This is a genomic window from Sorangium sp. So ce321 (assembly GCF_051530195.1).
Taxonomy (GTDB): domain Bacteria; phylum Myxococcota_A; class Polyangia; order Polyangiales; family Polyangiaceae; genus Sorangium.
This window is the reverse complement of sequence record NZ_CP150329.1, coordinates 3,110,433-3,123,001: the sequence shown is the minus strand read 5'-3', so window position 1 is coordinate 3,123,001 and position 12,569 is coordinate 3,110,433. Positions and strand designations below refer to the sequence as shown.

General features: G+C 70.6%; 9 protein-coding genes and 1 pseudogene. 7 read left to right on the top strand and 3 right to left on the bottom strand.

Annotation, left to right across the window (positions count from 1 at the left end; genetic code table 11):
- Positions 1 to 93: 93 nt before the first annotated feature.
- Complete coding sequence (locus WME89_RS12110) at positions 94 to 1,185, bottom strand: serine/threonine-protein kinase (protein ID WP_438011923.1); 1,092 nt, start codon at positions 1,183 to 1,185, stop codon at positions 94 to 96.
- A 51-nt stretch (positions 1,186 to 1,236) separates the two neighbouring features.
- Here WME89_RS12110 and WME89_RS12105 point away from each other — a divergent pair.
- Both WME89_RS12105 and WME89_RS12100 read left to right on the top strand, forming a co-directional pair.
- Positions 1,237 to 1,338 (top strand): annotated as a pseudogene (locus WME89_RS12105) (ATP-binding protein); the annotation flags it as partial.
- 69 nt (positions 1,339 to 1,407) lie between these two features.
- Positions 1,408 to 1,932: a hypothetical protein gene (locus tag WME89_RS12100; protein WP_438009343.1), complete on the top strand. Its 525-nt coding sequence runs from the start codon at positions 1,408 to 1,410 to the stop codon at positions 1,930 to 1,932.
- 554 nt (positions 1,933 to 2,486) lie between these two features.
- On the opposite strand, the gene WME89_RS12095 is transcribed toward WME89_RS12100, so the two are convergent.
- Positions 2,487 to 3,116: a transketolase-like TK C-terminal-containing protein gene (locus WME89_RS12095; protein ID WP_438011922.1), complete on the bottom strand. Its 630-nt coding sequence runs from the start codon at positions 3,114 to 3,116 to the stop codon at positions 2,487 to 2,489.
- A 586-nt stretch (positions 3,117 to 3,702) separates the two neighbouring features.
- Here WME89_RS12095 and WME89_RS12090 point away from each other — a divergent pair.
- Together WME89_RS12090 and WME89_RS12085 are read left to right on the top strand one after the other, a co-directional pair.
- A complete protein-coding gene (locus WME89_RS12090) occupies positions 3,703 to 4,266 on the top strand; it encodes a hypothetical protein (protein ID WP_438009342.1) in 564 nt (187 codons plus the stop codon).
- 606 nt (positions 4,267 to 4,872) lie between these two features.
- Entirely contained in the window at positions 4,873 to 6,477 is a 1,605-nt protein-coding gene (locus WME89_RS12085; protein ID WP_438009341.1) for a response regulator, read from the top strand.
- Positions 6,478 to 6,638: 161 nt separating this feature from the next.
- On the opposite strand, the gene WME89_RS12080 is transcribed toward WME89_RS12085, so the two are convergent.
- The gene (locus WME89_RS12080) at positions 6,639 to 8,474 is read right to left on the bottom strand and encodes a hypothetical protein (protein ID WP_438009340.1); all 1,836 of its coding nucleotides are present in this window, start codon (positions 8,472 to 8,474) and stop codon (positions 6,639 to 6,641) included.
- Between the two features lie 404 nt (positions 8,475 to 8,878).
- Here WME89_RS12080 and WME89_RS12075 point away from each other — a divergent pair, with 404 nt between their 5' ends.
- The 3 genes from WME89_RS12075 to WME89_RS12065 all read left to right on the top strand — a co-directional run bounded on the left by WME89_RS12075 (position 8,879) and on the right by WME89_RS12065 (position 12,524).
- Positions 8,879 to 10,471 (top strand): poly-gamma-glutamate hydrolase family protein, encoded by a 1,593-nt coding sequence (locus WME89_RS12075; protein WP_438009339.1) that lies wholly within the window; start codon positions 8,879 to 8,881, stop codon positions 10,469 to 10,471.
- Between the two features lie 636 nt (positions 10,472 to 11,107).
- Positions 11,108 to 11,623 carry a hypothetical protein gene (locus WME89_RS12070; RefSeq protein WP_438009338.1) on the top strand — a complete coding sequence of 172 codons (516 nt, stop codon included), beginning with the start codon at positions 11,108 to 11,110 and terminating at the stop codon, positions 11,621 to 11,623.
- A gap of 16 nt (positions 11,624 to 11,639) precedes the next feature.
- Positions 11,640 to 12,524 carry a hypothetical protein gene (locus tag WME89_RS12065; protein ID WP_438009337.1) on the top strand — a complete coding sequence of 295 codons (885 nt, stop codon included), beginning with the start codon at positions 11,640 to 11,642 and terminating at the stop codon, positions 12,522 to 12,524.
- Positions 12,525 to 12,569 lie beyond the last annotated feature (45 nt).

The following is a 12,569-nucleotide window of genomic DNA, read 5'->3' as shown; positions in this document are numbered from 1 at the left end:
TCTCGGTCCCCGAGCACGAGCTGCCGCTGGATCTCAGGATCGAGATGAAGTGGGAGGAGCTTCAGCCGTCTTCGGAGCTCAACCCGTGCTGGTCTAGACTTTCCGGGCAGCGGTTATGAGTTTCTGTTGGAGCCACCCAGGGCGACCCAGGGCGAAGTAAGGGCCTGCTCCGGCAAGTGTTAGGGCAAGGGCCTCCGAAAGGGCTTCTTCCGGATCTTCAAAGTCCAACAAATCTGCTCCAGGCCCGGGATCATACCCGGTGATCGTGGATATCCGCCCGTGGACCGAAGGGGGGATCTTGGGCCCAAACACGATGCGCCACGACGGGCGATGCAGGATGCGGGCCAAACTTTCGACGGCTTCGTACGCGAGCCACCTAGCAGCCGGTAGGTGATTGATCAGCCCTTCATATATCTCAATGACACTTTGCTTTTCACTGGGAAGAAGCCCGTTCATCTTGCTAGGCGGCGGTACCGACTTCATGAGCTTCGCCATGGCGAGCGCACCGTTGTTCGGCTCATCTTCGAACGGTGCCTTTCCTTCCAGTAGCTCGTACAGAAGGCACCCAAGCTGATATTGGTCGGTTTCGGCTGACCCAGGTTCCCCTTGAATTTGCTCTGGAGCAAAATAGAGCAATGTGCCGTGTCCCTTGCCAGTAACTTGACGTGTTGCCTCCTGCGCGAACTTAGCAAGGCCGAAATCACTTAGTTTGACCTGTCCAGTCGTCGATATTAGAAGGTTTGCCGGTTTTATGTCCCTATGAATAATGTCCTTTTCGTGGGCGTGCATCAGAGCCTTCGCGGCGCAAAAAGTGACATACAGGGCAAGTGCTGTCCGGGTTAAGTTGTCCTTGCGCTTAGGTAGATATTGGCTCGCGAACTTGCGCCCATCCACGCCAGGGAGGAACTCCATCACCACGAAAGGCACGCCGGCTTCTTCTACATAATCGAGTACCGATACGACGTGGGGATGGTTGAAGAGGTGGGAGGCTGCTCGGGTCTCCTGACGCAGCATCAGCGTAAACTTCGGGTCAAGCTGTGCAAGGTGAGGTAGTGTACATTTGACGGCCACGCTGCGGCCGAGGACCGTGTCCTCAGCCTGCCAGACCTCCCCCATCCCTCCCTGGCCAAGGCGGCGCTGGAGCTTGTACCGCCCCCCAATCGACTGTCCTACCGTCCATGACATGTCGGCGAGGTTAGCCCAAGCCGGCGGAACTGTCTCCACGATCCCCACCCCTGTCCGTGCGGCTTCCACGGCGACCGCGGGAACCGCTGCGTCTGCTCAGACCGTACGCGCTACGGGGCGCGGCTGGGCGGGCCGCTGCTCGATCGCATCGACTGCACATCGCGTTGCCCCGGTCGACGTCGCGCACCTGTGCGCGCCGCTCCGCGCGGCGGAGGGCGACGGATGCAACGGTCGCGTGTCGCTCCAAGCGCCGAGAGCTCCGCGGCGGTGCGGGCGCGTGTGGTGGAGGCCCGGGCCGCGCAGCGCGTTTCGAGGCGGGGGAGCTCGTCGCTGCGCGCAACGCCGAGCTCGGCCTGCGCGATCTCGCGCACGTCGCCAATGCCGGACGCGGCGGGCGCGCGCGTGCTCGCGTCGGCCGTGGAGCGCCTCGGATTCGCGGCGCGGGCATACACCAAGGTGCTGCGCGTGGCCTGGTCGATGAGCTCGAGCGTCGCTTGTCAGTCCCGGCTCCGTACCGTGGTCCCCGTCCCCAGATCGCCTGGGTTTTTCTGGGAGCACCAGGACGGCCGCCGCCTCGGCGAACGCCCTGTCCTCGCGCTGCAGCTGCTTCTCCAGCTCCCGAACGCGCCGCGACGGGGGCCGGACCGTGCCCAAGCTTGGCCGGCCCGCCAAGCGCCTCCAGCGCGGCCTTGCCCTCGCGGGGATGGACCACTCCGCTCTCCGCTCACGGTGACCTCACCCGCGTAAGCGGATCAGATCGGGCGCCAACTTCTCTGACACCCGGGGGAGACTCAGGGTTGAACGCGCGTCCGTTGAAGTGCGGACCAACGTTTGTTCCGTGAACCCTCCATCTGCATCCTCTGCAAGCTCATCGGCTGTCCGCCACTCGAACTCCCCGGGGGCCCTGCGCTCAGGCGGATGGTCCTCGCGAGGTGATCTATCGTTTCGCGTCAGGCGGCCACATCGATGGCCGACCACGAGAGAGAGCTCCGCGACGTTCGCGAGCACCTTCCGGTGCGCCTCGGTATCTGGCACCTTTGCAGCGCGACCAGCTTCCGACGGGCTCGCGCGCGTGTTCGCGAACGGTCATGCGCCATTCTCGGGAGCGCGGCTGCTTGACGATTCCTCGGCGCGGACGCATCTGCGACGGACGGGCGATGAGGCCAGGGATCGATCTGCTGATCGCTGACGTCGATGGCACGCTGGTCACTCCGGCAAACGAGCTCACGGCGCGCACGACGGTCCGAGCTTCTTCACGTCATCGAGGCGCATCGCCGCCGTCTCCTCTCCGTATCTCCGTATCAGCCTGCGCGCGTGCGCGACCGGAGCGCCGCGGCAGCCTCCGCCACCCGCTGGGCCGTGAACCCGTACTCCTCGAGGACCTTGGGGCCGGGCGCGGAGGCTCCGAACCGGTTCACGCTCATGATGGCGCCCTCGAGCCCGACCCAGCGCTCCCAGCCCAGCGGCGACGCCGCTTCGACGGCGAGGCGTGCCCTGATCCGCGCGGGCAGCACGCCCTCGCGGTACTCGGCGCTTTGCTCCTCGAACAGGCGCCACGACGGCATCGAGACCAGCCGAGCGCGAATTCCGGCGTCCTTCAGGAGCTCGGCCGCCTTCACGATCAGCGCCACCTCCGAACCGCTCGCGATGAGGATGATCTCGGGGTCGCCCGCCGACGCGCCGTGATCGAGCACGTACGCGCCGTGGCGGAGCATGCTCGCGGGAGCGAACACCGAGCGATCGAGCGTGGGTACGCTCTGGCGGGTGAGCACGATCGCCGTCGGGCGGTCATGCGCTTCGAGCGCCACTTGCCAGGCCCAGCGCGTCTCGTTCGCGTCGCACGGCCGGATGTCCACGAGGTTGGGCATGGCACGCAACGCGGCGAGCTGCTCGACCGGCTCGTGTGTCGGCCCGTACTCGCCCACGCCGATGCTGTCGTGCCTTCTCCACCGGCTCCTTACGCTTCGCGACGCGCCGGGCTCGGCAGCTCGGCCTCGCGCCGCTACGAGCCGGCTCTGGTGGGCGTCCAGCCGGGCGGATCGCTGGCAGGAAACGAGTCCTTGGACGCATCATCCACGACGTCCAGCACGGTCGTGACCGGCGGGGCCGAGGTGGTGTCCTCTTCATCGCGGGGCCTCCTCTCCGCGCGCCGCCCCCGGGCACCGTCACGCCGCTTCCGGCCGCTCTCGTCAACTCGCACGCGACTATGCTGCATCGCGGAGCCTCCGCGACGCACATACCACCGCGCCATGAGGCGGCAACCCCGGCCACGCTCGGCTGCTTCGCCGGCTCCGCGGCCGCCTCGCGCAGCACCTCGCCAGGCGTGCGCCCCCCGTTGTGGGCGATGGCCTCGATAACCGGCGGTCCGGGCATCCAGCAGCCGCGAGAGCTACCGACGCGTCGAAGCGAGGCTCGATCGGTGCGCGCGCTCGATCCAGCGCGCCTCGTGCCCCCGTGCCCCCTCCCTGGCGGTCGGGCGCGGGCTCCCCGCGCCCGCCCTGTGGTACCCTCCCGCGCATGGGTACCGCGAACGCCCCCGCCCCCCGCCTGCGCGCTGCCCTGCGCTGCGCCCCTGGCGCGGCCCTCCTCCTGGCCGCCTGCGGCCCCGCGCCCGGCTTTGGCGAGCCGCGCGCGCCGGAGCCGCCGCCCGCCGAGACGGTCTACATCGTCCTCCAGGATCCGCCCCCGGCGTCGGTGGCGGTGGTCGCGGACGGCTGGGTCCCTGACGAGCCTCGCGGTGCGAACCCGTTCGAGCGGACGCGGACCTGGATCGGCGATTACGACTGTCCGCAGGGCACGACCGAGATGACGTTCCGGATCCTCCGGGTCAAGGGCGACCGCATCAAGGCCGTGTTCGGCTTCCGTCATGCCGAGTCCGGCGCATCCGGCAAATACCTCATGCTCGGCCGCTACGACGCCGAGACGCGGACTGCCTCGTTCTCCCCCGGCGCGTGGCTCGAGCGCCCTCCCAATTACGTCACCGTGAGCATGAGGGGCGATCTCGCGCTCGATGGCTCGCTCTTCGCCGGCCGCATCGAGCACCCCGAGTGTGGCGCGTTCCGGCTCCGTCCAGCGGGCTAGTCCCGCGTCCCCCCCCGGATTTTCGCCCCCCGTCAGGCCCCCGGGCAGATCGGATCAGGCTGCCTCGCGCGCGCCGTGGCGTGTTCCTCCTCGCCATGACTGGCGCCTCATACACGGACACCGGGTCACCTTCTGCGCCATCGCCGCAGGTGAGCGGTCGCAGCAGGTGACCGGCGGCCTGGCCGCGCGCGGGACACTGTAGCCCCCGTCATCGGGCGTCGCGGCCCGCAGCGGGTTCGTGATAGGGTGCTTCAACATGGGGGGCCCCGCGGTCGGGCCGCCGCCGCGAGGCAGGCGCCATGGCGCGCCGCGTCCGGTGACTCGCGAAGGACCCTCGATAGACCATGAAGACATCGGCTGTGCGACGCATCCCCGGCCGGCTCACCGCCGCAGCGTCGCGTGTCCTCGCCTCGGCGTGCCAGCTCGGGCCGTCCGTCGCGCGGCGATCGCCGCGCGGAGGCGCGCCGGCCGCTCCGCTTCAGCCACGGCGGCTCAGGCTGGATGCCGGGGAAGGTTCACCGACGAGCACGTACGCGATCGACGACGCTGGACGGCTCGCGCTTTGGCCATGGAGATGTGCGCGCGCGCGTCCTGGAGGAGTGAACGATGGATTCCAGTGAAGCCGGGACAATACTGATCGTTGACGACAATCCGCGGAACCTGGGGCTCCTGTCCGACACCCTGACGGGCTCGGGCTTCGAGGTCGCCGCGGCGGTGGACGGCGTGCGTGCGATCCGGCTCGCGAAGGAAGGGATGCCCGACCTCATCCTGCTCGACGTGAAGATGGATGGGATCGATGGATTCGAGACCTGCCGCCGGCTGAAGAGCGACCCGACGACGAGCGCGATCCCGGTCATCTTCATGACCGCGAGCACGGACCTCTCCTCGGACAGGGTGAAGGGCCTGAACCTCGGGGCCGTCGACTACCTCGCCAAGCCGTTCCTGGACGCGGAGCTGCTCGCGCGCGTCCGGGTGCACACGAAGCTCAGGAAGCTGACGAAGAGCCTCGCGGCGCAGGTGGACGAGCGCCTCGCGGCGGAGTCGGCGCTGCAGCGGCTCACGCACGAGCTGGAGCGGCGCGTCGCGGAGCGCACCGCCCAGCTGGAGCGGGCGCTGGAGGGGCTCACGCAGGCGCAGGCCCAGATGGCGACGGTCATCCGCGCCGCCCAGGCGGTCTCGGGCGAGATGGTCCTCGACGACCTGCTCGACCGGCTGATGCGGCTCACGCTCGAGCACGCCGGCGCGCGCAAGTGCGTCCTCGTCCTCTCGCGCGAGTCCGGGCTGGTCATCGAGGCCTCGATCGCGAAGGATCAGGACGCGGTCCGGCTCGGGCTCTCGACCCCGCTCCAGCCGGACGCCGATCTCGCCGTGTGCGTCGTGGAGGAGGTCGCGAGGACCCGGGAGTCCGTCTTCCACTGGGACACGAGCCGCGAGGCTCGCCTCGCCGGCGCGCCTTATCTGGAGGGGAAGCCGCCGAAGTCGATCCTCTCCCTGGCCATGATCTGCCAGGGCGAGCTGATCGGGGTCCTGTACATCGAGGGCGACGCGACGCCGGAGCCGCTGTTCGCGACGCAGCTGGAGACGCTCGGGCTGCTCGCCTCCCAGGCGGCGATCGCCGTGAAGAACGCCCTGCTCTACGCGCACCTGGCGGAGATGACGTCCGCGCTCCGGCGCTCGAACGAGCGCCTGGAGACGGAGGTGACGCGCCAGACCGAGGAGCTCCGCCGGACGAACGAGCGCCTGCAGCTGGAGCTCACGGAGCGCGCCCGGGCCGAGGAAGCGCGCGCGGCGCTCCAGGCGGAGATCATCCAGACGAAGGACGCCCGCCTGGCGGAGCTCTCCACGCCGCTCATCCCGATCACCGATCACATCATGGTGATGCCGCTCATCGGGACGATCGACTCCCCGCGGGCGCAGCAGGCGCTCGAGGCGGCGCTGAACGGCGTCCAGGCGAACCGGGCGCAGGTCGTCATCATCGACGTCACCGGGGTGACGGTGCTCGACTCTGCTGTCGCGAGCACGCTGATGAGCACGGCGGCGGCGCTGCGGCTGCTCGGCGCGAGGACGGTGATCACCGGCATCCGCGCCGAGCTGGCGCAGACGCTCATCGACCTCGGCGTCGACCTCAGCGCCGTCGTGACCAGGGGGACGCTGAAGAGCGGCATCAGCTACGCGCTGAAGCAGGCCGGCGCCGGCGCGCAGCGGCTCTGACCCGGCGCCACGGCCCGCCACCGGACGGCCTGCTCCCGGGGAGGCCTCGGTGAAGGAGCGCGCCTGTCGCTGCGCCCGCCTGCCGCTGCGCCCGCCTGTCGCTGCGCCCGCCTGTCGCTGCGCCCGCCTGTCGCTGCGCCCACGTCGAGGCGTGAGATGCTTCAGCGCCCGGCGGACAGCTGCGCTGCCATCGCCGGGCCGGCGAGGGCCGCCCGGTACCCGAGGTAGCGCCCGAACGCGCGCATCGCCTGGTTCCACTGCTTGGGCTGCTTCACCCGCATCTCCTTCACGCCCACGTCGGCCAGCGCGTCTCCCACGGCGATCCACCGCGGATCGCGCGTCAGCGCGTAGGCCGCGCCGAACACGGGCACGATCAGCAGGTTGAGGTCGGCGGTCCCGCTGTCGTCGTACGCGTCCGTCTCGCAGCCCCACAGGTAGCGGAAGGCGCGCCGGTCCGAGGTCAGCGCGCGCTCCTCCAGCCAGCCTGCCGCGCGCGCGACCACCTCGCGCACCCGCGGGTCGCCGGTGAGCGCGCGGTAGTCCATGAGCGCGTCGACGAGCAGCGCGGTCATGAACGGCGAGCCGCCGCGCGGGCCGCGCTCGCACTCCGACGGGTCGGCGCGGTTGAGGTCGTGCTCGAACGCGCCCGACGCGCCCTGCTGCTGCCACGTCACGGTGCGGTCGGCGAGCCCGCGCAGCGCCGCGAGGAGCTCCGGCCGCGGGTCGAGCGCGTAGTAGCTCGACAGGGTCATCATCGCCCAGGCCATGTTGCGCTCGGTCACGCGCAGCACGTCCTCCTTCTTCCCGCCCGTCAGCGCGGCGAGGTTCTGCCGGAGCGCCTCGCCCGTCGCGAGCACCGCCTCCTTCGCCGCCGGATCGCCGGTGAGCAGGTAGTCGTCGAGCATCCCCTGGCCGAGCGTGCGCCGGAGGACCTCCCACGAGAGCGGCTTCGCCGGCGTCCAGTCCTCCGTCTCGCACACGTGGACCGCGAGCCGGCGGTCGGGCGAGAACCTGAGCTCGTGCTGCCGGTACCAGACGGCCTCGGCGCGCGCGCGCCTGTAGCGCGCGACGTCGCCGTTGCGGAGGAAGCGCTGGTAGAGCGCGTGCGGGCCGTCGTAGTACGTGCGGTGCGGGCCCGAGCAGCTGACGCCGTACGAGTCGTACGCGGGCGTCATGCGGTCGAGCCCGCGCTCGATGCCGCTCTCGAACCCGGGGAAGCGGCGGTCGTCCATGGCGGGCAGCTGCGGCCCGCACACCTCGCTGGCCGCGTACCACGACGGCGGCAGCACGGCCGCGATCGGGCCGTCCGGGTCGGGGAGGAGCGCCTCGTCGAGCACCGCGGCCGGGGCGACCGGCGCGCCCTGGGCGACGGGCGCGACCGGCGCGACCGGCGTGGCGCGCTGCGCGGGGGACCCCGGCGGCGTGCCGGCGCGCTGCGCGGGGGACCCCGGCGGCGCGCCCTCGGGAGGGAGAGCGGGAGCGCCGTGATCCAGCGTGTAGATCGCGCGCTCGCCCGGCGAGAGCGACGCGCGGAAGGCGATGAGCGCGCTGCGGATCGAGCCGCCCTGGGGCCAGACCGCGAGCGGCTTCGCGCGGAGCGGGACCGCCGCGCCGCGCCCGTCGCGCAGGCGGAGGAGCCGGACGTCGCGCAGCGCGCCCGGCGCGAACGGCACGGCCGCCGACACGGCGACCTCCGGTGGCGGCGTCGCTCCCGGCGGTCGCTTCGCGGGCGCGACGGCTGTCGCTGGCGCGCTGCCCCGCGCGTCCGCGACGAGCAGCAGCGGGACCGATCCCGCGCGCGGGGGCGCCGGCCGCGCGACGGCGTTCTCCTCCAGGACGGCCCGCACGCGCGGCTCCGCCCGGCGCGCGACCGCCACCCGACCTGATAGCCGGCCGCAGCTCGTCCAGAGGAGCGGCGCAGCGAGGACCAGCGCCGCGAGCGCGCGGCCGAGGCCGGCCGGCGCCGTTCGCCGCGCGTTCGGATCTGGCGTGGTCATGCAGCCTCCGATGCCCCGGAGCCCTCGCGCGTCGCCCCTCCGCCGCGGCGTCCCGCTCTGCCAGGCCGTCCCGCGCCGGCGGGGCGCTCGACCTCATCGGCCCCCGGATCTTCGCTACATCGCGCGGGCCGCTCCGCGCCGGCGGGAGGCGCGGGCGCGCGCCGGCGGTTGAGCGGCGCCCTGCGCAATTCGAGCAACTCTCCGGCGGTCGCGCGGCGGCGCGATCGCGGCGTTGCGCACCGCCGCGCCGTTTCCCCGGAGCAGCGCGCGTCGCGCGGCCGGCACACCGGGTGCAAAGCCGCCAGCGGCGCGCGGCCGGCGGGAGGACATCCGCGAGCTCATCGAGCGGCAATCGCATGTCGCCGCCGCGCAGCTGATCAACACGTTCGTGAGGAGATTGAACAATGCACCTGCACCCACACCGCACCTTGATCAGCGCGTCCACGGTCACACTCCTTGTCATCGCAAAGAGGAGTGGACTCGGGCGTGCTCTCACACGGCGCCACCGGATCATCCCGCTCGCGCTCCTGATCGCGTCGGGCTGCGGCGGCGTGGACGACGCCGTCGACCTCACCGACGAGGCGCTCGGCGCGGCGGTCGCCGCCTCCGACGGGGCCGCGACGCTCGCCTGTGACTGGTCGCCCCACCCGGGATACTCCATCTCGAACGTCACGTTCGAGATCGACCCCGGCATGGACGCGGCGCCGGCGTCGGAGAACATGGAGGAGAAGTGTCGGGTCTGGGAGCCCTACGCCACGCGCCACGGCCTGGCCGGCGTCCAGCTCCGCATCACGGCGAACGATCGCACTGCGCTCTGCACCGTCGACGATGCGTGGCACGACCGCCCCGAGGCGCAGGCGCTCGTCCTGATGAGCACGCAGGGGTTCCAGAGCAGGTTCGGGACCACGACATCCCCACAGACCGGCGCGTGGACGACGTACCCGGTGAGCATGTGCGGCTGGGTCGCGCAGCCGCTCCCGTCGATCACGAGCACGCTGGACACCGAGATCGGGATCGGCGACTTCTACGCCGCGCCGACGGGCGGCCCGGCCGCGCGCCGCGTGGCGTTCACGGCGCCGCACGGCGGCGGCATCGAGACGTGGACGGGGGAGCAGGTGCAGCACCTGTACTCGCTGCATGCTGCCTCGGCGCACTTCTGGCTCGTGCGGAGCGTCGGGAACAACGCGCGTCGCTGGCACATCAACTCCGACGACCTGAGCTTCAAGAGCTTCCGCGGGCTCCACGAGCTCCACGAGGGGTTCTCCCCGGCGAACGGCGAGCAGGTGCGCGACCAGGTGGTCGGGTTCCACGGGTACACCCCGACGGCGACGTGCAGCGCCGACGCGCTGATCGGCGGCGGCGCGCCGCTGGTACTCCGCCAGGGGCTCGTGTCCGCCGCGGCGCTCTGGGCGACATACCGCGGCGTCGCGATCGACGCGATCGCGGACTTCACCGGCACGACGCGATGCCCGCGAGGGATATCGAGCGAGAATTACGCGAACGAGCTGTCCGATTTCGGCGAGGGGATCCACATCGAGCAGAGCACGACGTTCAAGGGCAGCGAGGCCCGGCGCAATGCGCTCGCCGAGGCGGTCGCCCGGTACTTGCTGGCCTACAACGAGACGCAGCTCACCCCGGCGCTCGGCGGGGAGGCGTCGAGCGCCCTCTCGGACAAGGACGTCGGCCTGGGCGCGACATGGACCGTGCCGAACGGCACGCGCGTCGGGTCCGGCGGCGCGTACGGCGCCTGCCAGTCGAGCGGCGACCGCGGCCACGTCGACTGGTTCGTGCGCACCGGCTCCGGGCTGATCCGCGCCGGCGGGGGCGCGCTCGTCTGCAACGGGAGCCATCGGTTCGAGCCCGACGCTGGCTTCCAGCCGGTGAGTTACCTGAACTCGACCGGCGCCCCCGTGAAGGTCCGCGTGGTGGGCGTGGCTTACACGAAGAACATGACCGCAGCGAGCATCCAGCTCAAGGCGACGCTCGGCGCGATCTGAGCGCGCAGCCGCGGCGTGAAGGCCGCCCAGGGGGCCGGAGCGCAGCGGAGGACCTGGACGAGAGAGAGCATGGCGCGACTGGCTCACACGACGGCGGACACGCGGCCACGCTGCCCGGGAATTCGGGTTTGAATTTCAATTCACCCGGGAGGTTCCCGGCAGCCTCCGGTTTGACTTTCAATTCACCCGGGAGGTTCCCGGCAGCCTCCGGTTTGACTTTCAATTCACCCGAGAGGTTCCCGGCATCCTCCGGTTTGACTTTCAATTCACCCGAGAGGTTCCCGGCAGCCTCCGGTTTGAATTTCAATTCACCCGAGAGGTTGCTGCGCTTGCCGTATCCGGCGCCGGCCCTCAGCGAGCTACCAAGGAGCAGCCACGATGGTCGCCTCGCTCGCCAGCCCCCTGAGCCGCGCCGTCGCCCTCGGGATGAGCCGGGGGCCCGGGTCGTTCACGAGACGCTCAGCGGCCAGGCGCTCTGGAACGCAGCGCCAACGTCGCCAGAACCGTCCGCCCAGGACGGCCCTGCCCCCCGCCGGGGGATCCAGCATCGTCACCGCACACGCCAGCCAGCGCAGGCGCCGCGGGCCGGGTGCGCTATCGTCGCGGCGCGCTCGTGGGCGCGAAGGAGAAGCGAAGATGCTCGGATGGCGATGGCTCGGAGCGCTCTGTATCGCCGGGATGCTCTCGGGAGCGACCGGCTGCAAGGACAAGAACGAGCGCTGGGAGGGGGCGCAGGAGGCCGCTGAACAGCGCGCCGAGGAGAAGGCCAAAGGTGACACACCCAAAGCGGTCGAGGGCGGCAAGCTGAACGCCTTCTTCCCAGCCGACGGCGTCGAGGGGCTGAAGCGCACCTTCGAGCAGGAGAAGGACGGCTTCGTGCAGGCCAAGTACGCCAAGGAGGGCGCCGAGGCCACGCTCTCGATCAGCGACCTCGTCCAGAACGAGGACGCTCGCAAGAAGTTCGCCGACGCCACCGAGAAGCTGGGCAGCGACCCGCTGACCACGGTGGGCAAGAACCAGACGACGGCGCTCGTCGCCAACCGCTGGCAGATCAAGGTCTCGTCGCAGGCCCTGGATCACGCCGCGCGCAAGGCCCTGCTCGAGAAGTTCGATCTCGGCGGGCTGCGTTCCTTCAATCCCCCCACCAAGTAGCCACCGGAGAGAGCCCATGAGCGACAGCGACGACCCCATCTTCAAGCTGGTCAACGACCTGCCCGGCACCAGCGTCACCGGCGCCGTGCTCCACGCCCTGGACTGGATCGCCCCCGGCCAGTGGAAGAACATCACCAACTTCGACGAGCTCATCGCCGACGAGACCGGCGAGAGCGACCAGGACCTCATCCAGCAGGTCGGCCAGCGCGCCATCCAGCTCTACACCGACTCGTCCAATGGCTACCAGAAGGCGGTCTGGTGCTTCCAGATGGTGGACAGCCTGGACAAGACCATCGCCGCCGCCTCGGCGGTGAACCTCATCGGCCAGAAGTTCGATCTCGGCTTCCTGAAGGCCATCACCCCGCAGCCGGAGGCGGCCCAGGCCGTGGATGCAGGCATCAAGTTCGCGTGCGAGCTGGCCTCGTTCGTGTTCGTCAACGGCATCCCCGGCGACGGGGTGGCCGACTTCGCCAAGGCCATCGGCAGCTACGGCAAGAGCGACGTCATGCGCCTGGCGGCCTTCGCGGCCATCGACTGCGTGCTGCCGCTGGGGCCGAACTTCCTCGAGAAGATCACCGCCGCCGTCTCCGGCTCGGCGCTCACCGACAGCAAGCTCTACAACGCCGTCGCCAAATACCTGCCCGGTGGCGGCCCCGATGAGCACAAGGCCCTCATCCAGAAGAACCTCGAGCAGGCCGGCGGCAAGGTCACCCAGCTGGTGCAGGAGAAGGGCATCACTCAGGCCGGCGTCCTCGACAAGGTGCGCGAGCACATCGCCTTCTCGGACGACAAACTCGACGTGGTGGCCGCGGCGCTCGACGTGATGACCAGCTACTACGAGCACACCGGCATCCAGTCGGTCGCCCGGCGGGTCATCTCCCGCGCCTACTCCGAGATCTGAGCGAGACGCGGCGCAGACGCCGCCGTGCTCACCTCCCCGCGCCGC

Coding starts and splice junctions, on each gene's coding strand:
- WME89_RS12110 (WP_438011923.1), bottom strand. CDS start 1,185: ATGTCATGGACGGTAGGACAGTCGATTGGGGGGCGGTACAAGCTCCAG.
- WME89_RS12100 (WP_438009343.1), top strand. CDS start 1,408: ATGCAACGGTCGCGTGTCGCTCCAAGCGCCGAGAGCTCCGCGGCGGTG.
- WME89_RS12090 (WP_438009342.1), top strand. CDS start 3,703: ATGGGTACCGCGAACGCCCCCGCCCCCCGCCTGCGCGCTGCCCTGCGC.
- WME89_RS12085 (WP_438009341.1), top strand. CDS start 4,873: ATGGATTCCAGTGAAGCCGGGACAATACTGATCGTTGACGACAATCCG.
- WME89_RS12080 (WP_438009340.1), bottom strand. CDS start 8,474: ATGACCACGCCAGATCCGAACGCGCGGCGAACGGCGCCGGCCGGCCTC.
- WME89_RS12075 (WP_438009339.1), top strand. CDS start 8,879: ATGCACCTGCACCCACACCGCACCTTGATCAGCGCGTCCACGGTCACA.
- WME89_RS12070 (WP_438009338.1), top strand. CDS start 11,108: ATGCTCGGATGGCGATGGCTCGGAGCGCTCTGTATCGCCGGGATGCTC.
- WME89_RS12065 (WP_438009337.1), top strand. CDS start 11,640: ATGAGCGACAGCGACGACCCCATCTTCAAGCTGGTCAACGACCTGCCC.